20 protein-coding genes, 1 pseudogene and 1 riboswitch are annotated in these 24,208 nt (G+C 34.8%); of the genes and pseudogenes, 18 read left to right on the plus strand and 3 right to left on the minus strand.

From position 1 onward, the window contains the following. The first annotated feature begins 92 nt into the window (after positions 1-92). The 3 genes from NYE52_RS07340 to NYE52_RS07350 all read left to right on the plus strand — a co-directional run bounded on the left by NYE52_RS07340 (position 93) and on the right by NYE52_RS07350 (position 3,437). The gene (locus NYE52_RS07340; protein WP_341192479.1) at positions 93-758 is read left to right on the plus strand and encodes a YesL family protein; all 666 of its coding nucleotides are present in this window, start codon (positions 93-95) and stop codon (positions 756-758) included. Then, positions 755-1,822: a Gfo/Idh/MocA family protein gene (locus tag NYE52_RS07345; protein WP_341192480.1), complete on the plus strand. Its 1,068-nt coding sequence runs from the start codon at positions 755-757 to the stop codon at positions 1,820-1,822. The genes NYE52_RS07340 and NYE52_RS07345 overlap by 4 nt, the downstream gene beginning before the upstream one ends. Before the next feature lie 97 nt (positions 1,823-1,919). Then, the gene (locus NYE52_RS07350; RefSeq protein ID WP_341192481.1) at positions 1,920-3,437 is read left to right on the plus strand and encodes a glycine betaine uptake BCCT transporter; all 1,518 of its coding nucleotides are present in this window, start codon (positions 1,920-1,922) and stop codon (positions 3,435-3,437) included. A gap of 176 nt (positions 3,438-3,613) precedes the next feature. Here the strand turns inward: NYE52_RS07350 and NYE52_RS07355 are convergent, their stop codons facing one another. Further along, positions 3,614-4,015, minus strand: coding sequence for an SET domain-containing protein (locus NYE52_RS07355; protein ID WP_341192482.1), 402 nt, complete (start codon positions 4,013-4,015; stop codon positions 3,614-3,616). A 275-nt stretch (positions 4,016-4,290) separates the two neighbouring features. On the opposite strand from NYE52_RS07355, the gene truA reads away from it, so the two are divergent. From truA to NYE52_RS07375, 4 genes are all read left to right on the plus strand, one after another. After that, entirely contained in the window at positions 4,291-5,028 is a 738-nt protein-coding gene (gene truA / locus NYE52_RS07360; RefSeq protein WP_341192483.1) for a tRNA pseudouridine(38-40) synthase TruA, read from the plus strand. 238 nt (positions 5,029-5,266) lie between these two features. Then, positions 5,267-6,724: a nicotinate phosphoribosyltransferase gene (locus tag NYE52_RS07365; protein WP_341192484.1), complete on the plus strand. Its 1,458-nt coding sequence runs from the start codon at positions 5,267-5,269 to the stop codon at positions 6,722-6,724. Positions 6,725-6,739: 15 nt separating this feature from the next. After that, positions 6,740-7,354, plus strand: coding sequence for a nicotinate (nicotinamide) nucleotide adenylyltransferase (nadD, locus tag NYE52_RS07370; protein WP_341192485.1), 615 nt, complete (start codon positions 6,740-6,742; stop codon positions 7,352-7,354). A gap of 92 nt (positions 7,355-7,446) precedes the next feature. Beyond that, a riboswitch (ZMP/ZTP riboswitch) is annotated at positions 7,447-7,526 on the plus strand. 114 nt (positions 7,527-7,640) lie between these two features. Next, a complete protein-coding gene (locus NYE52_RS07375) occupies positions 7,641-8,840 on the plus strand; it encodes a phosphoglycerate dehydrogenase (protein WP_341192486.1) in 1,200 nt (399 codons plus the stop codon). A 213-nt stretch (positions 8,841-9,053) separates the two neighbouring features. Here NYE52_RS07375 and NYE52_RS07380 read toward each other — a convergent pair whose 3' ends face one another. Then, a complete protein-coding gene (locus NYE52_RS07380; protein WP_341192487.1) occupies positions 9,054-10,010 on the minus strand; it encodes a ribose-phosphate diphosphokinase in 957 nt (318 codons plus the stop codon). Between the two features lie 349 nt (positions 10,011-10,359). Between NYE52_RS07380 and NYE52_RS07385 the strand changes: the two genes are divergently transcribed. From NYE52_RS07385 to NYE52_RS07410, 6 genes are all read left to right on the plus strand, one after another. Beyond that, entirely contained in the window at positions 10,360-11,712 is a 1,353-nt protein-coding gene (locus NYE52_RS07385; RefSeq protein WP_341192488.1) for an amino acid permease, read from the plus strand. 688 nt (positions 11,713-12,400) lie between these two features. Next, a complete protein-coding gene (locus NYE52_RS07390; protein ID WP_341192489.1) occupies positions 12,401-13,378 on the plus strand; it encodes an ABC transporter ATP-binding protein in 978 nt (325 codons plus the stop codon). A gap of 5 nt (positions 13,379-13,383) precedes the next feature. Then, entirely contained in the window at positions 13,384-14,187 is an 804-nt protein-coding gene (locus NYE52_RS07395; protein WP_341195132.1) for an ABC transporter permease, read from the plus strand. A 6-nt stretch (positions 14,188-14,193) separates the two neighbouring features. Continuing rightward, a complete protein-coding gene (locus tag NYE52_RS07400) occupies positions 14,194-14,976 on the plus strand; it encodes an ABC transporter permease (RefSeq protein ID WP_341192490.1) in 783 nt (260 codons plus the stop codon). Positions 14,977-15,059: 83 nt separating this feature from the next. Continuing rightward, complete coding sequence (locus tag NYE52_RS07405; RefSeq protein ID WP_341192491.1) at positions 15,060-15,224, plus strand: YozQ family protein; 165 nt, start codon at positions 15,060-15,062, stop codon at positions 15,222-15,224. Between the two features lie 148 nt (positions 15,225-15,372). Further along, on the plus strand, positions 15,373-16,077 hold the full coding sequence (locus NYE52_RS07410; protein ID WP_341192492.1) for a polysaccharide deacetylase family protein: 705 nt from the start codon (positions 15,373-15,375) through the stop codon (positions 16,075-16,077). 35 nt (positions 16,078-16,112) lie between these two features. Here the strand turns inward: NYE52_RS07410 and NYE52_RS07415 are convergent. Continuing rightward, positions 16,113-17,147: pseudogene (locus NYE52_RS07415) on the minus strand (DUF3231 family protein). A 167-nt stretch (positions 17,148-17,314) separates the two neighbouring features. Here NYE52_RS07415 and NYE52_RS07420 point away from each other — a divergent pair. The 5 genes from NYE52_RS07420 (at position 17,315) to NYE52_RS07440 (ending at position 24,007) form a co-directional block, all read left to right on the plus strand. Beyond that, positions 17,315-17,998 (plus strand): response regulator transcription factor, encoded by a 684-nt coding sequence (locus NYE52_RS07420; RefSeq protein ID WP_341192493.1) that lies wholly within the window; start codon positions 17,315-17,317, stop codon positions 17,996-17,998. Position 17,999: 1 nt separating this feature from the next. Then, positions 18,000-19,004 carry a sensor histidine kinase gene (locus tag NYE52_RS07425; RefSeq protein WP_341192494.1) on the plus strand — a complete coding sequence of 335 codons (1,005 nt, stop codon included), beginning with the start codon at positions 18,000-18,002 and terminating at the stop codon, positions 19,002-19,004. Between the two features lie 179 nt (positions 19,005-19,183). Then, positions 19,184-19,867, plus strand: a complete 684-nt coding sequence (locus NYE52_RS07430) for an ABC transporter ATP-binding protein (protein ID WP_341192495.1) — start codon at positions 19,184-19,186, stop codon at positions 19,865-19,867. Next, on the plus strand, positions 19,864-22,458 hold the full coding sequence (locus tag NYE52_RS07435) for an ABC transporter permease (RefSeq protein ID WP_341192496.1): 2,595 nt from the start codon (positions 19,864-19,866) through the stop codon (positions 22,456-22,458). Before NYE52_RS07430 ends, NYE52_RS07435 begins: the two co-directional genes overlap by 4 nt. A 793-nt stretch (positions 22,459-23,251) precedes the next feature. After that, complete coding sequence (locus tag NYE52_RS07440) at positions 23,252-24,007, plus strand: class I SAM-dependent methyltransferase (RefSeq protein ID WP_101730140.1); 756 nt, start codon at positions 23,252-23,254, stop codon at positions 24,005-24,007. Positions 24,008-24,208 lie beyond the last annotated feature (201 nt).

Raw genomic sequence — 24,208 nt, forward strand, 5'->3', positions numbered from 1 at the left:
CGAAGTGCAGCAGTCAGAATTAAACTTTTATTTCTGACTGTTGTTTCTTTATAAACGACTACTTGATTATCTAATAGGAAGTGAATTATTTATTGTTGAAAAGGCAGGTGAATGAAATGGGTTCATTCTTTCAACTCGATAGTCCCATCAGCAGGAATTTAGCGAAAATAGTAGATGTTCTTTTATTGAATATTATTTTTATTCTTTTCTCACTTCCTATTGTCACGATAGGTGCTTCGCTAACAGCTTTGTATTCGGTTAATTTTAAAATAGCAAGAGGAGAACATCCCTCCATTTGGATAAGTTTTATCCAGTCGTTTAAAAAGAATTTAAAACAGAGCTCCCTTATTTGGTTTCTCCTGATAGGTATTGGCGTAATTCTACTTGGAGATATTTATTATCTTGTATACACCAATGGGATTTGGAAAGTTATTTTTATGAGTCTAACCCTTATCTTTAGCTTTTTATATCTTACATTGTTCATAATTATTTTTCCCTATATATCTAGATTTGAAGATTCAATAAAAACAGCGGTTGTAAATTCTTTATTGATTGGAGGCTTTCACTTTCCATATTTATTACTGGTACTAATGATCAATATAGTGCCTATTGTTTTCTTTTTATCCTCTTTTACTGGGTTTTTAACAGGTGTCTATTTCATTACCTTTGGTGGACTTTCCATTTTGACTTTTGTGAATTCGATTATATTTAAAAGGATTTTTTCAAAATATGAAAACAAAAAAGGAGGAGAAGTATGATGGAGAAAATACGGATAGGATTAATTGGAGTTGGTGGGATGGCTCAGTCTCATATAAAGGGATTGCAGAATGTCGGAACGTTTCAAATTGATGCAATCTGTGATTCAAATAACAAAAATCTAAAAAAAGTCGGAGAGCGATTAGCTATTAAATCGGAAAATCAATATATAGATTTCCGTAAGTTAATTGATTCTCAAAAAGTAGATGCAGTTATATCCATCACACCCAATAATGTACACGCGCCAATATTGGAATATTGTATCGAAAAAAACATGCCTATCTTAACTGAAAAGCCGTTAACATTGGACTATGAGGAAGCGAAAAAGCTTGCTGAAAAATATAAGCAACAACCTATTCTTTGTATGGTAGGGTTTAGTTATCGATATACACCAGCATTTCGATTTGTAAAAGCATTACTAGATAAAGGGGAAATCGGTCAAATAAGGAATTTTTCTATTCAGTATCTGCAAGGGTGGGGAGCACTACCTTATGATACTCCCTATGTTTGGCGCTTTAATCCTGCGGTCACAGGAACAGGAGTATTAGGCGATTTAGGTTCCCATATGATTGATATGGCACATTATTTATTTGGATCATTTCAAGAAGTATCAGCTAAAATGGAAAGCTTTATTAAGAAAAGAAAAATGGAGCAATCGAATGAATGGAAAGAATTCGTTATTGACGACTTTGTATGTTTTCAGGCAAAAATGGAAAGTGGCATAGTTGGTACATTTCAAACAACAAGAAATGCTATAGGCTCAGGAAATCAGTTTGATGTGTCCATATACGGTGATAAAGGAACTATTCATGCAAGTACAATGGAAGAAGAGATAGTGAATTTGATACATTTTGATGATGGGACGGCTGAGCTTGTGGAGAAAAAAATGCATGTTCCTAAAACTGTATACTTGTCTGAATGGGAGGATTTTGCCCAAATGCTAAAGGGAAAAATAGGATCAGGTTTTCCAAATTTTGAAGTAGGACTAAGGAATCAACAAGTGTTAGAAGCAATAATCCAGTCCAGTAATCAACCAGGGAAAATGATAGATGCGTTAGAAAACTGAAAGGGTTTGTCCTTGTTTAATTCTCCTAATTACGGATATAATAACTAGGCGACTATTTGTACATAGGTTATTATTGAATAGAAGGAGAAATTATTATATGAAGTTTAAAAATCATCTTGTTTTTAATGTTTCTGTCATCATAATCTTGTTGATTGTGTTAGTAGGAGCTTTGGCACCAGATACACTTAAGGAAGGATCGGCTAGTGTCCAATCCTTTATTACAGATTCGTTTGGTTGGTATTATTTAATTGTGGTCACGTTTTTCGTGATAATATGTTTGTACTTATTAATAAGTCCTGTAGGTAAAATTAAATTAGGGAAACCAGAAGATAAGCCTGAGTTTTCAAGGTTAGCTTGGTTAGCAATGCTTTTCAGTGCGGGGATGGGAATCGGTCTTGTTTTTTATGGGACGGCGGAGCCATTAAGTCATTTTGCTATTAGCTCTCCAACAAATGAAATTGGAACAAATCAGGGTATGAAAGATGCTATGAGATATACCTACTTTCATTGGGGAATTCATGCATGGGCCGTATATGGAATTGTTGCTTTAAGTCTTGCCTATACGACTTTTAGGAAGGGCGGAACAACCTTAATCAGTTCAACCTTGAAACCATTACTAGGTCATTCCATGGATGGAAGAGCTGGAAGAATTATTGATATTATTGCTGTTTTTGCAACGGTAACGGGGATTGCAACAACGCTAGGATTTGGAGCAGTGCAAATAAATGGTGGGTTATCTTTTCTTTACGGGATTCCTTCCAATTTTTTAACACAATTTATTATTATAGCAATTGTCACTGTCTTGTTTTTACTTTCGGCCCTTACTGGATTGGGAAAGGGTATTAAAATCCTCAGTAATACGAACATGATATTAGCGTTTGCGCTATTTTTGATAGTATTTATTTTGGGAAATACTGTCTTTATCCTCAATCTATTTACAGATACAATCGGAACATACTTACAAAACTTAGTTCGCATGAGTTTCCGAATTTCTCCTTTAGATGGTGAAAGTCGCCAATGGATAGATGCTTGGACGATTTTTTATTGGGCTTGGTGGATTGCATGGTCACCATTTGTCGGTATTTTTATTGCACGTATTTCGAAAGGGAGAACCATTCGTGAATTTGTTACTTTCGTGTTATTTATTCCATCGGTTATAGGATTTTTATGGTTCTCTGTATTTGGTGGAAATGCAATGTTGTTAGAACATAAAGGGCTAGGCTCTATTTCTAAATTTGCAACAGAAGAATCACTGTTTGCTTTATTGGAACATTATCCTTTTAGTTCGTTACTATCTATTTTAGCCATTCTGTTAATTGGCATTTTCTTTATAACCTCTGCAGATTCTGGAACGTTCGTACTAGGAATGCTATCGGCAAATGGCATACAAAATCCTAGTAATCGCATTAAAGTCATTTGGGGGCTACTACTAACAACGATTTCCCTTGTCTTGCTTTATTCTGGAGGATTACAAGCATTACAAAATATGATGATTATTGCGGCTCTTCCTTTCTCTATTATTATGATTTTAATGACTGTAAGTTTATTGAAGGAAGTCCATCGTGAAAAAGCGGAGTATGAATCAAAGTGGAAGAAGAAAAAAGGCTCGATATAATATCGAGCCTTTAGGCTGTAAACAAACTACTTGAAAAATTCGGGTTTGTTTATGGTCTTTTTTTATAAAAATGTTCATTATCCGGGAGTTTCAACTGCACGCACCAATCAACAAAGTTAGTTTAGAACTCTAATTGCTTAAAGTTAACTCATTTTTCAATAGTAATTTTTAGCTTCTTAATCTTCTTTTTCTTCTTCATCTGTATCTTTATTAAACCATAATGGCTCGTAATCATCGACTTCGCCATTATAATTGATTAAAATTTCTTCGCCTGCTTTTATATCCTTATAAGCATAATAATCAAATGTATGCTTATCAAAATTAATCTCGTAAGTTGCATTTGGTTCATAGGAATGGTTAAATAACATGCCATAGCCTAGAACTACTGCACTGTGATTAATGCCATATTCATACACATAATCTTCTAGTACTGTTCTTTCAATATATTTATGTTGATCATTTGGATAAGGAACGACAGGAGCTTCATGGAATAAAGTGCCTTTTTTGATATCACATGTAGCAAATACGCCTCTATTGAATTCCCCATCGCTTAGGGGGGATGTTTTAATTTCTATCATCATGTGTTCACCTACAACTCTTTATAGTATACTGCTATATCTTACTCTAACATTGATTCTTTTATTTAGGAAATAAATTAAATAAAAATTTATAAAAATGAAGCATTTCTGTTATAATCTGACTTTTTAGCCAATGAAGAATTTGGAGATAATAGTGTATAATGAGTAGTATTCTTTGCGTTTCGTAATAATCCTTAAAATTAAGGAACAGCTTGGTAAGGTGATTACGTTTTTATTAATATAAAGAACATAAAAGTAAGAGAACAGGAGAAAAAATGAAAAATTATAAATTGCTTATTCAATATGATGGTGGACGATACAAGGGATGGCAACGTCTTGGTAATGGGGATCAATCGATTCAAGGTAAAATTGAAAACGTCCTTACAGAAATGGTAGGAGAAAAAATAGAAATCATCGGCTGCAGCAGAACAGATGCAGGGGTACACGCATTATCTCAAGTTGCCAACTTCAAAATGAATAAAGAAATGACGGAAAAAGAGGTCATGAATTATCTCAATCATTATTTACCAAATGATATTAGCATTTCAAAAGTAGTGACTGTTCAAGATCGTTTTCATGCAAGATATAATGCGAAGGATAAAACGTATTTATATAAAATTTGGAATAAATCGTATACCCATCCTTTTATGCGCAAATATAGCATGCATGTAGAGAAAAAGTTAAGTGTAAAAAGAATGGAACAAGCAGCTGCCCATTTTGTTGGGAAACATGATTTTACAGCTTTCTCGAACGCTAAATCTAAGAAGAAATCAATGGTTAAAGAAATATACTCGATTGATATAAAAGAAGTCGATGGGTTTCTTGAAATCCGTGTGAGTGGCGATGGTTTTCTTTACAATATGGTTAGAAAAATAGTTGGAACACTAATAGAGGTTGGGCTAGGAAAAATCGAAGCAGATGCTATTCCAGCGATTATTGTAGAAAAGGATCGCAGTCTAACCGGAATGATGGCAGAAGCGAACGGACTATTTTTGGAAAAGGTACAGTTTTAATAAAAATAAAGAGAGCATGTGGGTTATTTTAGACCTGCTTGCTTTTTTTATAGGCGTTTTTCCAAGCCGCTTATCTGAAAATTAACTTTTTTATTACATAAATAAAAAGCTTTGCACAAAAGAGAATGATTTAATAAATAAAAGGATATTTATATAACAAACAGAGATTTGTCATATGTTAAGATAATGGACAATTTTTTTAGAAGTAGAAGTGAATTTAGCACGAGGAGGAAAATTAATGAGTTATGCAGATGACAGTCTAATGCTTCATACAGATCTTTATCAAATAAATATGATGGAGACGTATTGGAGGGAAGGAAAACAGGAACGGAAAGCGGTGTTTGAACTTTATTTTCGCAAGCTTCCCTTTGGTAATGGTTTTGCTATATTTGCTGGTCTCGAGCGAATTTTATCTTATATAAAAAATTGTCGGTTTACGGAAAGTGATATAGATTACTTAAGAAATGAAGTTGGCTATAAAGAGGATTTTCTTGCTTATTTAAAAAAACTTACTTTTTCCGGTGATATATACTGCATGGAGGAAGGAGAACTAGTATTTGCCAATGAACCAATTCTAAGAGTAGAAGCTCCAATTGCTGAGGCGCAATTAATCGAAACAGCCCTTTTAAACATTGTTAATTACCAAACGCTTATTGCAACAAAAGCAGCGAGGGTGAAGCAGGTTATTGGGGAGCAGACAGCAATGGAGTTCGGAACAAGAAGAGCGCAGGAAATGGATGCAGCGATTTGGGGAACAAGAGCCGCCTATATTGGTGGGTTTTCTGCTACAAGTAATGTAAGAGCAGGTAAAATCTTTGATATTCCTGTATCAGGGACACATGCACATGCACTTGTTCAAGCATATCAAGACGAATATGAAGCATTTAAAAGTTATGCCAACTCTCATACAGAATGTGTTTTCCTAGTCGATACATATGACACGCTTCGTTCTGGTGTACCCAATGCGATAAAGGTAGCGAAGGAGTTTGGAGACAAGATTCACTTTAAAGGAATTCGATTAGACAGTGGAGATTTAGCATATCTTTCCAAGAAAGCGAGAGAAATGCTTGATGAGGCAGGATTTTCTGATGCGAAAATTATTGCTTCTAATGATCTAGATGAATATACCATTATGAATTTGCAGGCAGAGGGAGCAAAAATTGATATTTGGGGCATTGGAACAAAGCTGATTACAGCATATGATCAAGCAGCATTGGGTGCGGTATATAAATTAGTTAGCATTGAAAATGAACACGGTGAAATGGAGGATACGATTAAATTATCGGGAAATCCAGAAAAGATTTCTACTCCAGGACAGAAAAGAGTGTATCGAATTATTAATAATGAAAATAATCATGCAGAAGGGGACTATATTACGCTCGCTTCTGAAGCAATTACGCAAGAACCTTTAAAAATGTTTCATCCTGTTCATCCGTATTTGAATAAAGTAGTTACAAATTATAGAGCGATCGAATTACACCATCAAGTTATAAAGAATGGGCAAGTTCACTTTGAAACACCTGCATTAAAGGATATTCAAATGAAGGCTAAAGAGAACTTGAATTTGCTCTGGAATGAATATAAGCGAACCCTTAATCCAGAAGAGTATCCAGTTGATTTAAGCAAAGCATGCTGGGAAAATAAGCGAAACTCTATAGAAGAAATGAAAGAGAAGACGCGTAGAATCAAACTTTAAGGGGGAGAGAATAAATTGGGGAAAATAGGGATTTATGGATCATCCTTTGATCCAATAACCAATGTTCATCTCTGGACTGCCAGTACTGTGGCTCACCGTTGTAAATTAGATAAAGTAATTTTTCTTCCTTGTTCAAGTAAAAGGAGGGATAAAACGATGGAAACAGCAGATGAACATCGTATTAAGATGGTGAACATGGCGATAGAGAATAATGATAAGTTTGCGTTGGATGAATATGAAATGAAGCAAGATGGCTGGGAAATCTATACGTATCATACGATGAATTATTTTAAAAAGCTTTTTCCAGACAATCAAGTGTACTTTATCATGGGAGCTGATTTGCTAGTTGATATTGGAAGAGGTATGTGGACAAAAGGAGAGGAATTAATAGCAGAAAATCGGTTTATTGTAATGGCTCGAAACGGAATTGATATGTTAACGACCATTAGCCGTTCACCAATCCTCCGAAACCATGATGATGGGAACACATTTCATCTGTTAGATAAAGGTTTAGCCATGGAAATAAGCTCTACCTATATACGAGAAGAGTTTGGGATGGGTGGAGAGCCAAGATATCTTTTGCCAGAAAAATGCTATGAATATATAAAGCAAAATAAATTATACCAATAAACCATTCTAAAAACGGCATGAAAAAACGGAAAATTAATAAGAAATTAGTCATTGATGATTACTGAATAGTCTGATAGAATGAAGGCAATCTAAAGGCTATGTGTAACTGGCGAAATACGGATAACCGTAGGGGAGCACATAGCGTCGTATGCCGTTCGCCTGGGCAGAGGTAAGGGAATTATATACTCCTTGCCTTTTTCTTTTTTAGACGGAAATTTCGTTTAAAAGAGAAAACGTATTAGCCAAGCGTAAAAAGAATATATTTGATTTAAAAGGAGCAATGGAGATGAGCACTACGACTGTTAAAGAGGTAAAGACAATTAAGACATTGAATAATATTGCAGCAAGTGGCCTGAGTGTGTTTAAAAAAGGGAAATTTACCATTGACGATACGAGCAATAATCCAGATGCAATTCTTTTGCGTAGCTTTAATATGCATGGAATGGAATTGGGGGAAAACTTAAAGGCGATAGCACGAGCTGGAGCAGGAGTCAATAATATTCCGGTTGAACAATGTACAACACAAGGAATTGTTGTATTTAATACACCTGGTGCGAATGCCAATGCAGTAAAAGAAATGGTGCTTATGACATTGATGGCTTCATCCCGAAATCTGTTTGATGGAGTGTCATGGGCGAAAACCCTTCTTACAGAAGGTGATCAAGTTCCAAAGCTAGTGGAAACTGGCAAAAAACAATTTGTTGGACATGAAATCAAAGGAAAAACATTAGGTGTTATTGGCCTAGGAGCCATTGGTGCACTTGTAGCAAACGATGCCCTTGCTCTCGATATGGATGTCATTGGTTATGATCCTTTTCTTTCTGTGGATACAGCTTGGAATTTATCCCGTAATGTACAGCGGGCGATGACCTTAGACCAGCTATTTGCAGAATCAGATTTTATAACAGTCCATGTGCCATTAACAGAAGATACGAAAGGAATGTTTAATCAGCAGGCTTTTAACTTAATGAAGCCTGGCACTCAAATTTTAAATTTCTCTCGTGGAGAGCTTGTTAATGAAATTGATATGGCTGTTGCTCTAGAAGAAGGTAGAATAGGACGCTATATTACAGATTTTCCAAATGAAAATGTCCTACAAATGAAGAATACGATTGCTATTCCTCATCTCGGAGCATCTACAGAAGAATCTGAGGAAAATTGTGCTGTAATGGCAGCTCGCCAAGTAAAGGAATTTTTGGAAACAGGAAATATTAAAAACTCTGTAAACTTTCCTAATGCATCCATCCCTTATACAGGAAAACGTCGTGTTACAGCCTTCCATCTAAATGTTCCTAATATGGTAGGACAGATAACACAAGCCATTTCCACCTACCAGTTGAATATTGCTGATATGATAAACAGAAGCCGTGGCGAGTATGCTTACACGATGATTGATATCGATAACCAAGTGGCAGATGAAATCATTCCACTTCTTTCTCAGCAACTAAAAGGAATTGATGGAATTGTTACGATGAGAGTGATTTAAATAGAAGAATAGGGATAACTGATAGACTCCTGGAGTAAAAAGGGAGTCTTTTTTTGTTGTTAGAAGGGGGGATTTAGCTATATGATCCAAAAAAAAGAAAATATGATCCAAAGTAGCAAGGATATGATTCAACCCCTACCCCCAAAAAACATTTCTACAAAATCCAATCCACTAAAAAAGGCTGCCTCCAGGACAGCCTCTAACCATAACAGCTTATTTAAACAATACACTCACAGACTTATGCTCATAAACACGGCTAATGGCATCACTTAGTAATTCAGCAATAGAAAGCTGTGTAATTTTGTCAATTCTCTTTTCCTCTGGAAGTGGAATGCTGTTTGTAACAATCAATTCCTTGATTTGTGATTCTTGGATCATATCAATAGCTGGTTCAGATAAAACAGGATGTACACAGCATGCGTAAATTTCTTCTGCACCGTTCTCAAGTAATGCTTTTGCAGCAGTAGTAATACGGTAGGATGTGTCGACGATATCATCGACGATAATAGCTGTTTTTCCTTCAATGTTACCAACGATGTTAACTTCTCGTGGGCCGATATCTTTTGGACCGCGCTTATCAATAATGGCAATTGGTGCTTTTAGGCGATCTGCAAGCTCACGGGCGCGAGTAACACTGCCATGATCAGGGGCAACTACTACTACGTCATGTGCATATTCTTTTGTATTCAAATAATCCGCAAGAAGTGGGATACCAACTAATTGGTCAACTGGAATATTAAAGAAACCTTGTGTTTGTGGTGCATGAAGATCTAATGTTATCACACGGTCTGCACCAGATTTTTGAATCAAATTGGCAACTAATTTAGCTGTAATTGGCTCTCTCGGTTGTGCTTTTCGATCCTGACGTGCATAACCATAATATGGGATAACCACATTAATCGTTTCAACAGAAGCACGTTTTAAGGCATCAATCATAATAAGTAATTCCATAATACTTTGATTCACAGGATCACAAGTAGACTGAATAATAAATACTTCACAACCACGGACACTTTCTTCAATATTAATTTGAATTTCCCCGTCGCTGAATTTCTTCACTGTACATTTTCCTAATTCAATACCTAGATGCTCCACTATTTCTTGAGCAAGCGCAGGGGATGAATTAAGAGCGAAAACTTTTAGTTTTGTTCCTTGATATGTATCGGGCATGAATGGTTCCTCCTATAATCTGAACAGACTTAGCTATTTCAATCTACTTAAAGTATTGACTCGGCTATAAATATTGTAGGACACTGATATTTGCATTTCAACCAATTATAGCATTTTTAGGATGAAACATCTTAAACATTTCATAATATCGTAATAGAATGTCACTAGTATTTTATCCATAATAGCATATTATAAAAGCATAAAATGAATCATTTGTTAGGAAAATATTATTTCATCATTACAATAAGAGAGTTTCGTGAATGTTCCCTTATTATGTGCTAAACTATAATTCGTTGACTTTGTAATATAATAGATTTTAATAGTACAACTGAAAAGAGAGTGATTTAACATGCAACAAGAAACATTGTCTAGAGGCTTGAAAAACAGACATGTTCAATTAATTGCGATTGGAGGAGCGATCGGTACAGGACTTTTTCTTGGGGCGGGTAAGTCCATTCACTTAGCAGGTCCTTCTATTTTATTTGCTTATATCATTACAGGGATTATCTGTTTTTTGATTATGCGTGCGCTAGGAGAACTGCTTTTATCGAATCTTGAGTATCATTCGTTTGTTGATTTCGTTCATGATTATTTCGGAAATAGAGCTGCTTTTGTTACAGGATGGACGTATTGGTTCTGTTGGATTTCGATAGCGATGGCAGATTTAACTGCTATCGGCATGTATACACAATTCTGGTTTCCAACCGTCCCACAATGGCTACCTGGATTCATAGCCTTGATTGTATTACTAATTATGAATTTAGCTTCGGTTAAATTATTTGGCGAAATGGAATTTTGGTTTGCTTTAATCAAAATAATAGCGATTATCGCCTTGATTATTATCGGCTTTATTATGATTATTAAAGGTTTTTCAACAGATGCAGGTCCATCTAGTTTTACAAACCTTTGGAGTCATGATGGTATGTTTCCAAATGGGATGCATGGATTTATTCTATCTTTCCAAATGGTGGTATTTGCATTTGTAGGAATTGAATTGGTTGGTCTAACAGCTGGTGAAACAGAGAATCCTGAAAAAGTTATTCCTAAAGCGATTAACAATATTCCTGTTCGAATTTTGATTTTCTATGTAGGAGCATTGCTTATTATTATGAGCATTTACCCATGGAATGCCATTAATCCAGCCAAAAGCCCATTCGTTCAAGTTTTCTTAGCAGTTGGAATAGCAGCCGCTGCTGGAATCGTTAACTTTGTTGTTTTAACTTCTGCGGCATCTGCGTGTAATAGTGCGATTTTTAGTACCAGTAGAATGACTTATGCTTTAGCAAAGGAAAAGAATGCACCAGAGGCACTTGCTAAATTAACAAAAAATCAAGTTCCATCAAATGCCTTGTTCTTTTCGGTTATTGTTGTTTTAATTGCGGTCATTTTAAATTATATCATGCCAGAAGGAGTATTTACGCTCATTACAAGTATCTCAACTGTTTGCTTTATTTATATTTGGGCAATTACTGTACTCTGTCATATGAAATATCGAAAAACAAGACCAGAGCTAGCAGCGAAGAATAAGTTTAAAATGCCGCTATACCCTGTTGCTAACTATATTATTCTTGTTTTTCTAGCATTTGTTCTAGTTGTCTTAGCACTCGCAGAGGATACAAGAATCGCATTATTCGTAACACCTGTTTGGTTCATCTTGTTATTAGTTATTTACCAATTAAAATGGAATAGAGCTTCTAATTGATTGGTTGCTTTTTGAAAAAAGTTAAGCCTGGAAAGGTTATTTAAAGGGTTCCGTTTTCGGGTGCATTCTTACTAAATGACACAAGAAAAGACGTATGAAATGGCATACGTCTTTTCTTTATATATCAGGGTTTCAGCGGATTTTTTTTAGATTTGACATAGCAATGGATATTAACTGATTGGCTGGAGATCAGCTTAAGCATAAGAGCTGATAATAACCGGAAAAATTCCGCTTAATTAGTAATTAATATAAAAAAAGGCTGAAATAGACGGAGAGATTCCGCCTATTGGCTCGAAAGCTTCAGAAATGGGTGTTTTTGCTATGTATAAGCGGAAAAAATCCTCTTACTTTACTTCAAAACAAGCTCCATTCTGCATGTAACCGGAAAAACTCCGCTAATTTTGCTTCTCGCGGTTCTTCTTGTAAAGGAAAAGATATCCTGATTACAATGAACCATATCACCTGCGAGTGAGGTCTTATATACCAATAATGATGCCAATTCAATAGTCATTTCAGTACCTATTTAAAATATGCCATTCATAACGAATCGGTTTCAAGGTTTTTTTCACCCTTTTTCTTGTAAGTTGATTTAATCCAGAAAGAAGATTTTAAAAAGTCAAAAAACGGATTGACACATTCTAAACTTGAATGCTATTATTATCTTCTTTGGAAAAAGGAGGGAAAAGTATTGATTAAAGTAGAAGGAATTAATAAGTCCTTTAAGGTTGCTAAAAGGACGACAGGTTTGAAAGCTGGTTTGAAAGCGCTCCTACACAGGGAGCATACTATTGTCCATGCATTAAATGATGTGAATTTTACAATAAAGCCTGGTGAAATTGTTGGCTATATTGGTCCAAATGGAGCAGGGAAATCAACGACGATAAAAGTAATGAGCGGCATTTTAGTTCCTGATAGTGGAAGTTGTGAAATAATGGGCTATACACCATGGAAGGATCGGGTAGAGTATGTGAAAAATATCGGAGTTGTTTTTGGCCAACGATCTCAACTTTGGTGGGATGTGCCGGTCATTGATTCCTTTGCCTTATTAAAAGATATTTACCATGTACCAGATACAGAATATAACGAAACGTTATCATTATTAATCGAAACACTCGAGTTAAAAGACATCCTACATTCACCTGTAAGGCAGCTCAGTTTAGGACAGCGGATGCGTTGTGAAATTGCTGCTTCCCTTATACATAATCCACAAATTCTTTTCTTAGATGAACCTACGATTGGTCTCGATGCAGTAAGCAAGATTGCTGTGAGGAACTTTATAAAAAAAATCAATAAACAGAAAAAAGTAACGGTAATCCTTACGACACATGATATGTTCGATATTGAGGCACTTTGTGATCGAGTCATTTTAATCGGGAAAGGGAGTCTATTATATGATGGGAATTTACAGGAATTAAGAAGCCGTTTTGGTTCCCATCGCACCATAACCTTAGACTATAAATCAAGCAATCGTCCCATTCAAATTCCTGGAACTACTACACTTTCTTGGACAGAGGAAAGAGCTATTTTAAGCGTGGATACGACACAAATTTCTGTATCAGCAGTAATCATGAAATTGTCCCATTCTCTGGATTTAGTTGATATTTCAGTGACTTCCCAGCCAATTGAAGATATTATTGTCCAGCTCTATAAGGAGTATGAGATATGAGGACGATGAAACCATACATTGCTGTATTAAGACTACGTTTGTTAAATGGGATGCAATATCGGGCAGCAGCACTGGCAGGAGTAGCGACACAGTTTTTCTGGGGATTTATTTATATCATGATATTTCAAGCTTTTTATGCCCAATCAAGCTCAAATCAACCAATTTCATTAGAAGAATTGGTTACTTATTTATGGCTGCAGCAATCTTTTTTAGCATTTATTATGCTATGGTTTCGTGATAATGAATTATTTGACTTAATTACGACAGGAAATATTGCTTATGAGTTGTGCAGACCAATCGGGATATATGAATATTGGTTTAGTAAGTTACTAGCACAGCGGTTAGCTAGCGCATTATTAAGATGTTTTCCGATCATATTGCTGGCTTTTTTGTTGCCACAAGCTTATCGAATGATGTTGCCCCCGGATTTAAAAACGTTCTTATTATTTTGTCTCTCTCTTTTAATAGGCTTATTGGTTTTAGTAGCTATCTCTATGTTTATCTATATTTCAGTATTTATCACTTTATCTCCAATGGGTTCCCTTCTAGTATTTGGTGTAATAGGGGAGTTTTTTGCTGGGATGGTTGTTCCTATTCCATTGATGCCAGAGTGGCTCCAACAAATTGTATATCTTCTTCCATTTCGTTTAACAGCTGATTTTCCGTTTCGTGTTTATTCTGGAAATATTCCGAATGGAGAAGCGATAGAGGGTATTTTCATTCAGCTTGCATGGCTGTTTGTACTTGTTTTTTTCGGAAAAATAGCGTTACATAAAGCAATGAAAAAAGTCATTGTGCAAGGAGGGTAAGTCTAGATGAAACTTTATTTTCAATACCTTCTCGTATTATTTAAATCACAAATGCAGTATCGAACGTCATTCTGGCTATTGTCATTAGGGCAATTTCTAGTGCCGTTTTCTGCTTTTGCTGGATTATACTTCTTATTTGAACGATTTGGACAAATAAAGGGATGGGATTTTTATGAGGTTGCCCTTTGTTTTGCGATTATTCATATGGCCTTTGCATTAAGTGAATGCTTTGCAAGGGGATTTGATAATTTCTCCAGTCTCGTTGCAAGTGGTAATTTTGACAGATTACTTGTACGACCAAGAACAACCTTTATGCAGGTCCTCGGTTCTAAATTCGAGTTTACTAGAGTTGGTCGATTATTACAGAGCGTAATCGTACTAGGATGGGCTTTAAGTAATCTAGCGTTTGATTGGAGCTTCCTGAAGGTGATAACCCTACTCTTAATGATAATAAGCGGAGTTTTCATTTTCACAGGAATCTTTATTTTGGCAGCGACCCTTAGCTTTTGGACCATACAAGGTTTAGAGATTGCGAATATTTTTACCGATGGCGGTAGAGAAATGGCTCAGTATCCGTTAAATATTTATCAAAAATGGGTGACACGCTTTTTTACTTTTGTAATTCCTTTTGGAAGTGTCAATTATTTACCTTTATTATATCTTCTAGATAAAGGAGGAAAGGATGAATGGCTGTACATGCTTGCACCTTTAGCAGGAATACTTTTTATCCTTCCCTGTATTTTTGTATGGGTATTTGGGGTGCGACACTATCGCTCAACTGGTTCTTAAATAGATAATGTTTTCTGTTCTATTAAAGGTGGTATAAAACTAGTAGATAAATTTATATCATCAAAAATGGAGGCGTTTAGAAAATGAGTAAAGAATCAACAACGAGCCCAGCAGGGAAAACACATCAGCCTAATGAGAAGAAACAAAAAGATGAGGCTTCAAAAGGCTTAAAAGAAACCCATGACCAGGCAAATACTAGTTTAACAGAAGGAACAATCGACAAGAAAAAGGAAAAGGATGAAAAATAATTATTTGTTTCCAATATTTTTGATAAAACAGAGGAGAATGATTAGTCATTCTCCTCTGTTTTATTTACTAGAGATAATGGAGTGAGGAAGAACTTAAATAAGGTATAATGGATGATGGAGAAAATTTGTATAAGAAAGGCTGTTTAGAATGAAAAAAATTTTGGTTGTAGTAATTGGAATATTGCTTCTATTTCTCCTTTTATTTAGCACCTATAAACTAATGAATGCAAGAACCTTTCAGTTATTTGGAGGATTAACCAATCATGTACATACTAATGAGAAGGTAGTTGCGTTAACATTTGATGATGGACCAACACAAAATGTGGACGAGATATTAGCATTATTAGATACATATGATGCCAAAGCAACTTTTTTTCTTATAGGAAATGAAATAGAAAAAAATCCTGAAATAGCGAAGGAAATTGCCAAAAATGGTCATCAACTTGGAAATCATACATACTCCCACAAGCGAATGATTTTTAAATCACAATCCTTTATAAAGACAGAAATTGAAGACACAAATAAATTAATCAAAAAAGCAGGTTATACAGGAGACATAGATTTCAGACCGCCTAATGGGAAGAGGCTTATCGGACTTCCTTATTATTTGAAAAAAGCCAATATGGATACGATACTCTGGGACATCGAGCCAGATACTTATTATCAAGTGGCAGAGGATAAAGTAAACTATGTGAAAGAATCAGTGAAGCCTGGTTCCGTTATTTTAATGCATCCAATGTATGATCAAACGGGTGAGGAATTGAAAGCAATAGAAGGTGTTTTAAAAACATTAATGGAAGAAGGATATACTTTTGTTACTGTTAATGAGCTCCAGCAATTAGGGGGGAAATAAATAAAAGAAGACGAACGAATTTTTAATTATACTAGTCATTTCCCTAACGAATCTCTTTCGGCTGCATAAGGTGGATGCTCCATCCAGCCATTTTTAATCATGATTTTTGCTGCATCTTCTACAAACGATGCTATTTGAATTAAGCCTCTTGTATACATAAAACCTAAATCATGTCTACCATTCACTGCAACCGAGTTTCCAAAGGATCTAATCTTCATGGAAAACATATCCACTTTATGGAATAGCATTATTTTTTCAGAAAAAGGAGAAACGGTTGATGTTGTTACTAAATGATCAAGAAAAGATGGCGCTGGTAAATCTTCATTATGTAGTTTGTCCATATAATGCTCCACATGCTTGTGAGTGAAATTTTTTCCTCTAATAAATAATTCGCGAATTTCTTCATTTTTTGTAACTTGGCTAAATGCCATAATTAATGCTTTACTCGCAACATTATTTTCAATATTGTCGTAAAGATGGGCGACTTCTAATGCATGTAAAGGTCTGACATGTCCAAAATATCCATTTAAAAAATCCTTTTGAACAAAATCTGTTTTTTCAGGTATTGGAATAATAGGTGGCTTACTAATAAATCCTTTAGTCATTAATAGTTCTTTGATTTGCTCTATTAAAGCCATCGTTGCTTCCATACAATACGAAAAAAATTCCTTTACATCTTTTCTAAAAACAAGTGGTACAGCAACATTATAAATGCTTATTCCTGCTTTGGCAGTATATTTAAGATAATGTACATAGAATTCATCTTCAAATAATCGAGGGGCATCAAGGTTCAAATCCTCTTATATAGAAAAACCTTTCGGGATTGGAAAATTTTCCTTCTTAAATATAGCTTCTATCGTATTTAAGAATTCGCTACATAAGTTATATGCCTTTTTCAATAAATGCTTAATATCTTTATCCTCCACATGCTGAAGGTAGTAATGGAGATAGCATTTAGACATGCTGTTTCCCATATAAGTCGCCCAAAGTTTCCCCATTTCTGCAGATGTAAGCTTTTCATTGAGGTCTATTGTTGTTGAACGTATATTCAGCGGTTCGCGCGTGTCCATAATAAAACTCCTTTTACTTGTTTTATTGTAGTATTTTCAATCATTTCTCATTGTATGCTAAGTGTAATTACCTATTATTTGAAACGTAATAATAATAGAATCCCTTTTCCTCTGTGTTTCAATCGTTTAGAATAATACAGAAAAAAGAAAATTTTGAGGAGTATCAAATGAAAATACTAATAGTGGAAGACGATAAAACCATTGCCTCTGGTTTAGAATACAGTTTACAAAGTGAAAAGTATGAAACAATTACGTGTTTTAACGTACAAACTGCCAAAAGAGCTTTAGAGGACCAACTAAAATTTATTGATTTATGTATCTTTGACCTTTCCCTTCCAGATGGTTCTGGATATGAACTATGTGAATATGTCAAAAGTAAAGCTGATAAGCCTGTCATTTTTTTAACAGCTTTAGATGATGAAGTGAATGTCGTAATGGGACTGGATATGGGTGCAGATGACTATATAACAAAACCATTTCGCTTAAGAGAGCTTCTTTCTAGAATTAAATCCGTTTTGCGGCGGTACAATAAGCAGCTGCAGAATAATCCTTTGATTGAAATAGATTCGATACGCATTAACACATCGGAAGGAAAGATTTATAAAAGAAATGAGGAAGTAATGGTTACGGCACTTGAATATCGCTTATTTCTCATTTTTGCTAATAATATAGGACAAGTTTTAACTAGAAGCCAATTATTAGAGAAAATATGGGATGTGGCAGGAGATTTTGTTAATGATAATACATTAACCGTTTATATAAAAAGGCTCCGCGAAAAATTAGAGGACGATCCTCAAAAACCAACTATCATCAAAACCATACGTGGACTTGGCTATAAGGTAGGGGATTAATATGATTCGTAATCGAGAAGTGAAGGTACTTCTATTCATTTTAGCGGTTATTAGCATAATGGCTATCATCTATGCAAGTGTTGTATATTCCATTTCAGCTGCAGTTTTTTTACTCGTTGTGATTGCTGCTATCACGTATTGTTTTTATCATTTTACTAGATACCGGTATAAGGAAATGGAAAAGCTATCGAATTATTTACAGCAAATTAGCAACGGAGATGTAAGGCTGGATATTCGGGATAATGTGGAAGGCGAATTGAGTATTTTAAAAAATAACATTTATAAGGTTACATTAATGTTATCGGAGCAGAGCGCTCTTTTACGTGAGGAAAAATTAAAGCTTACAGATGCTATTTCAGATATATCCCATCAATTGAAAACACCATTAACTTCCATGGTTGTCATGACCGATTTGTTGTGCAATCCAAATCTTGAAGAAATGAGAAGGCGTGAATTTACGAATAATATTTCGATTCAGCTGGAAAGAATGGAATGGCTTGTTTCTTCCTTGCTGAAATTATCGAAAATGGATGCTGGGACGATTCCTTTTAAAAAGGAGCAAGTTGATGTTAAAAAACTGATTAATAAGTCAGTAGAACCAATATTAATTCCAATGGATATTAAAGGACTTTCTTTTGAGATTACAGGAGACGAGAGTGTTTCCTATACTGGAGATTTTAATTGGACTGCGGAAGCACTCATTAATATTTTGAAAAATTGTGTGGAGCATACCTCTGAAGATGGAAAAATACATATTCGATACGCTGAAAATGTTTTATTTACAGAAATCATTATTCAGGATAATGGGAAAGGCATCTCTAAAAAAGATTTGCCTTATATATTTAAACGATTTTATAAGGGAGAAAATGCAAGTGAAGATAGCATCGGTATTGGTTTAGCGATGGCCTATAGTATTATCAAAAGCCAGCATGGCGATATTGAAGTTAGAAGTAAGGTGGGGGAAGGGACTACTTTTCATATTAAGTTTTATAAACAGGTGATTTAGTGGGGATAACGGTATCTAGGAGCGGGAATGAAAGCCAGAAATGCCCCATAAAAAAGAACAAAGCATAAAAGAACTTGCCACCTATTCCTACGAAAGTGACTAAATTGTCACTTTAAAGTCACTGGAGAGTCACTTTAGACAGGTACACTAAGAGCATCAAGTATTTGGAGGACGATAAAATGGAAATTTTAAAAATAGAAAATTTGTCTAAAGTGTATGGAAAAGGGGAAACGGCAGTAACGGCATTGGATAATGTATCTTTCACTGTTAATAAGGGTGAATTTGTTGCGATTATCGGACCATCTGGATCAGGTAAATCTACGTTGCTTCACATGCTAGGTGGAGTGGATAGACCGACAAATGGAAAAGTTTTTGTAGATAATACAGATATTTATCAATTAAATGAAACACAATTAGCTATTTTTAGAAGAAGACAAATTGGTCTTATCTATCAATTTTATAACTTAATCCCTATTCTTTCCGTAGAAGAAAATATTACGCTGCCTCTTCTATTAGATAATCATCAAGTAGATAAAGAGCAATTTAATCGCATTGTATCTATATTAGGCTTGCAACAAAGATTAGATCATCTTCCTAATCAATTATCGGGGGGACAGCAGCAGCGTGTTTCCATTGGACGTGCACTTATCAGTAATCCTGCTATTATGCTTGCAGACGAGCCTACAGGAAATTTAGATAGTAAAAATAGTGAAGAGATTATGGAACTATTAAAAATGTTTAATAAAACCTATAATCAAACACTGATTGTTATTACCCATGATGAACGAATTGCATTACAAGCAGATCGAGTTATATCTGTTGAAGATGGAAAAATCGCCAAAAATGAGGTGATTCGTCCATGAATATCATGAATAAACTCACTTTAAGAAATTTAAAGGAGAATAAGCGAAGAACACTAGTAACCATAATTGGGGTCATTATCTCTGTTAGTATGCTGACAGCTGTAGCGACGCTTGGTCTTTCTTTTATCGATTTATTAAAGAGAGACAGTATGGCAAGAGACGGAGAGTGGCATGCACAATTTAGCGGTGTTAACAGCGAGCAAGCCAAAGAAATTAGAAAGGATAGTAATATAGAAAAAGTTATTTTATCCAATGATTTGGGCTATGCGAACTGGAAGGATTCAAAAAATGAAAATAAACCGTATTTATTTTTTAAGCAGTATGATGAGCAAGGATTTAAGCAATTTTTAATTACCTTAAAAGAAGGTACGTTTCCAAAAGCCGCTAATGAAATAATTATATCTGATGAAATGAGGAAGAAGGGAAATAGTCATTATGCTATCGGTGAAGAGTTAAAGGTTAGTATTGGGGAAAGGCATTTTAAATTAGATGAAGAAGATTCCATCCTAACACAAACAGATCCTCTACAAAGGAATGAAGAAGGGGAAAGTGTAGAAGAAATCCAGCAGGCAAAATCCTACACATTCAAAATTGTCGGAATCATGGAAACTCCATCTTGGGAACCTTCATGGTCACCAGGATATACCGTTGTTAGCTATTTGGACCAAAACGAATTAACAACTAGCAGCAGTGTAAATGCAAGTGTTGTGATGAAAAAGGTAAAGCAGTCTCTATATGAGGACTCGGAATCATTGGCAAAGAAATTAGCCATTGCAAAAGTAAATTTTAATAATGAGTTATTGCGTTATTATGGCGTATCATCGAATGATAATTTGCTTCTTACAATGTATTCTTTAATAGGTATTGTCATCCTTGTTATCGTTATTGGTTCTGTGGCACTGATTTATAATGCGTTTGCTATTAGTGTGTCGGAACGGGCAAGACATTTAGGTATGCTTTCGAGTGTAGGAGCGACTAAGAAGCAAAAAAGAAATTCTGTATTCTTTGAGGGTGCAGTAATAGGTGGCATCAGTATACCAATAGGAATAATTGCTGGGCTTGTGGGAATTGGAATTACATTCTCTTTTATCAATAAGTATTTGCAAGATGCCCTAAACTCTACTCAAGAATTAAATGTAGTTGTAACGCCTTATTCCATCCTATTTTCTATTATTATTTCAGTTGTAACCATATTTATTTCAACCTATTTGCCAGCTAGGAAAGCATCAAAGATTTCTGCAATTGATGCAATTAGACAAACGCAAGATATTAAATTATCAGGGAAAAAAATGAAAACATCTAAATTTGTGCGCAAGCTATTTGGAATAGAAGCGGAAATTGGCTTAAAAAACTTAAAACGGAATAAGCGTAGATATCAAACAACCGTATTTTCCTTAGTTATTAGTATTTTGCTTTTCTTAGTCGTGGCTTATTTTACCGATAATATGAAAAAGTCAGTGGGACTCTCACAGGAAAATATCGATTACGATATTGCTGTGTCTGCAGATTCAACAACTCCAGAGGAAGAGCTGCAGATTTTAGCGAATGCACCAAGTATTACAGAAAGCAATTTAATTAAGAATGCGTATGTAAGTACCTATTTAAAGAAAGATCTTTTAAGTGAAAATAATAGGAAATCGGTGGAAAAAGGTGATGCGTTCTTAGAGGACGGCAAACTCCCCTTTACTGTAAATTTCTTTATTTTATCTGAATCTGCTTTTAAGCGTTACGCTAATTCAGTAGGCTTTCCTATCAAAGAATATACGAATCCCGATGATCCAAAAGGGATAGTGATAGAGACGGCATCTTATTTTGATCCATATGAAGAGAAATTTGTGGAGGAAAAAGTGCTGAATGCGAAACCAGGGGATTATCTCGATCTCTATAGTTACCGTGAAGAAAGCGCAAAGGATGAAATATTTACTAAGATACAGATTGGCTTATTTACGAATGAAACATTCATGGGAATGGATGCTGATAATTATAGAATGTTAACAATGATCATCTCTAATGAAGTAGCAGAGAAATTATTTGAAAAGGAAAAAAATATTAATTTGAACTACAATCTCTATTTAAATAGCGACAATCCGGAGAAAGCCCAAGAAGAGTTAGAAGATTTAAAAACAGGCTCTATCTATATTTACAATGTGGAAAAGGATCGTAAGCAATCGGAACAGATGATTATGATTATGTCTGTTTTTATGTACGGTTTTATTTCCCTCATTTCCTTAATTAGTATTGCCAATATCTTTAATACCATTTCTACAAGTATATCTTTAAGAAAAAGAGAATTTGCTATGCTGCGTTCTGTTGGAATGACCCCAACTGGTTTTAATAAAATGATTTACTTTGAGAGTATCTTTTATGGGATAAAAGCATTGATGTATGGTCTTCCAATTAGCATAGGAGTAATAGCTATCCTATACTGGTCTATAAGCAATACATTTGAATATGGTTTTGCGCTTCCATGGTTAAGCATTTTCTATGTAGTGATTGCTATATTTATCATTGTCGCTTCCGCTATGCTATATTCAGTCAGCAAAATTAAGAAAGAAAATATTATTGATGGCTTAAAGCAAGAGAATGCTTAATAGGAACAAAAGAAAAATAGAGAAGAATTAGAAAAAAACTCGTCCGTTTTGTAACTGGTTCTGATTCCTATCACAAAAACTAAAAATGTATATGAAAGAGACTATCAATTTGTAATAGAATTTGATGGTCTTTTTCTGTTGATATAACGCGGAAAAATTATAAAATAGGCGTGAAGCTGTAAGCTAATTTGTATATCAAAATGTAAGGTTACAGAGGTTTCTGTTACCTTGATAATCGGACTGCAAAATGCGGTGTTTTTTATTTGCAAATTTATGTTTTTTCTTCGGCTTTGGTTACTGTTGTTGTTCGCGTAGCTATGAGAATTCATAAGCGGAGAATTTCCGGCTAATGCACAAAAGAAAGCTTATAAAGTAAAAATAAACGGAAATTTTCCGGTTAACTCCTCTAAATAAGACAAAATCAAGAGTTTTGTAGCATATAAGCGGAAAAACTAACCTTATTTTTAAGTGAATAGGGACAATTTTCAATATAAGCGAAATTTTTACGTTTATGTTCCCATCACGGTGAAAGGAACATCCAGTTATTATTGAGCCTTGGACCAAAAATACTTTTAGCGACACTTTGTAATGTTCATACACATAACAAATAGCCCTGCATTTTGCAGGACAAAAGATATAGCAAACAAAAGGAAATTTTTAAATACATTTTCATAAAATGAGACAGGTATCCGAACCCGTTATCCGTTTTGGTGTTTTTTTTCCTATGTAAAAGCAAGCAGGTAAGGGAAAGAAGAATGTAGAATCAATAAAAGAAGACGGAGGAGGATAAAAAATGACGATTGATATTTTACAACAAAATAAGAAAAGCTGGAATAAAGTAGCCCATCATTTTAATGGGATAGACGCATTGCCTAGCTATGGCCCTTTTAGCCAAACGGAAGAGGAATTAAGACTATTGAAAGAAATAACAAATAAAAAAGTCCTTGATATTGGGTGTGGCAGTGGACATTCTTTACTGTACATGGCTGATAAAGGAGCTAGTGAATTATGGGGGATAGACCTATCTGAAAAGCAAATAGAGACTGCAAAAGAAACATTAAAAGGTCTATCTTCCAACTTATTCTGTGCTGCGATGGAGGAAGATATCGGTCTTCCGACATTATATTTCGACACCGTTTATTCTATCTATGCAATTGGATGGACAACAGATTTAGCCTCGACCTTTAAACTTATTTATTCATATTTAAAGCCAGGAGGAGAATTTATTTTTAGTTGGGATCATCCATTATATGCGCATATGCAAAGTGAAAACGGGCAAATCTATCTTCAAGGTTCCTATCAAGAAGAAGGTTTAACAGCTTATCAAAGGTTTAAAGGAGAAGAAGCACCAGTAGTCATACCAAAAAGAAAGATGAGTACTTATATAAATGAATTAATTAAAGCTGGATTTACCATTGAATCCGTTATAGAAAGTGAGGTTTCCAAAAATTTTGAAACGATCGAAACGGAAATCTCTGATCGTTATTATTCCTTATACAAAGCAAGAAAATTTCCAACTACTATGATTATGAAAGCAAGAAAAGCATGACATGTGGGCAGCCACATGTCATTTTTCATGATAAACGTTTTGGAAGATAAATAGAAATTTTCACCAAAGACTCTCGCAATTGTAACAAAAAGAAGTACACGGTTATTAATAGACATTACTTTTAATAGAAACTATAATTTAATTATCTACTAGCTTGTTAAAAAATTCACATATGTAATTCTTTTTTGAGATGTTTTGCAA

The organism is Niallia sp. FSL W8-0635 (assembly GCF_038007965.1).
GTDB lineage: Bacteria > Bacillota > Bacilli > Bacillales > Cytobacillaceae > Niallia.

Bases quoted from the DNA above. Each gene is read 5' to 3' on its own strand.
- NYE52_RS07350 (WP_341192481.1), top strand. From the start codon at position 1,920: ATGAAGTTTAAAAATCATCTTGTTTTTAATGTTTCTGTCATCATAATC.
- NYE52_RS07435 (WP_341192496.1), top strand. From the start codon at position 19,864: ATGAATATCATGAATAAACTCACTTTAAGAAATTTAAAGGAGAATAAG.
- NYE52_RS07425 (WP_341192494.1), top strand. From the start codon at position 18,000: ATGATTCGTAATCGAGAAGTGAAGGTACTTCTATTCATTTTAGCGGTT.
- NYE52_RS07400 (WP_341192490.1), top strand. From the start codon at position 14,194: ATGAAACTTTATTTTCAATACCTTCTCGTATTATTTAAATCACAAATG.
- NYE52_RS07420 (WP_341192493.1), top strand. From the start codon at position 17,315: ATGAAAATACTAATAGTGGAAGACGATAAAACCATTGCCTCTGGTTTA.
- NYE52_RS07410 (WP_341192492.1), top strand. From the start codon at position 15,373: ATGAAAAAAATTTTGGTTGTAGTAATTGGAATATTGCTTCTATTTCTC.
- NYE52_RS07395 (WP_341195132.1), top strand. From the start codon at position 13,384: ATGAAACCATACATTGCTGTATTAAGACTACGTTTGTTAAATGGGATG.
- NYE52_RS07430 (WP_341192495.1), top strand. From the start codon at position 19,184: ATGGAAATTTTAAAAATAGAAAATTTGTCTAAAGTGTATGGAAAAGGG.
- NYE52_RS07355 (WP_341192482.1), bottom strand. From the start codon at position 4,015: ATGATAGAAATTAAAACATCCCCCCTAAGCGATGGGGAATTCAATAGA.
- NYE52_RS07365 (WP_341192484.1), top strand. From the start codon at position 5,267: ATGAGTTATGCAGATGACAGTCTAATGCTTCATACAGATCTTTATCAA.
- NYE52_RS07345 (WP_341192480.1), top strand. From the start codon at position 755: ATGATGGAGAAAATACGGATAGGATTAATTGGAGTTGGTGGGATGGCT.
- NYE52_RS07440 (WP_101730140.1), top strand. From the start codon at position 23,252: ATGACGATTGATATTTTACAACAAAATAAGAAAAGCTGGAATAAAGTA.
- NYE52_RS07405 (WP_341192491.1), top strand. From the start codon at position 15,060: ATGAGTAAAGAATCAACAACGAGCCCAGCAGGGAAAACACATCAGCCT.
- NYE52_RS07375 (WP_341192486.1), top strand. From the start codon at position 7,641: ATGAGCACTACGACTGTTAAAGAGGTAAAGACAATTAAGACATTGAAT.
- NYE52_RS07385 (WP_341192488.1), top strand. From the start codon at position 10,360: ATGCAACAAGAAACATTGTCTAGAGGCTTGAAAAACAGACATGTTCAA.
- NYE52_RS07380 (WP_341192487.1), bottom strand. From the start codon at position 10,010: ATGCCCGATACATATCAAGGAACAAAACTAAAAGTTTTCGCTCTTAAT.
- truA (WP_341192483.1), top strand. From the start codon at position 4,291: ATGAAAAATTATAAATTGCTTATTCAATATGATGGTGGACGATACAAG.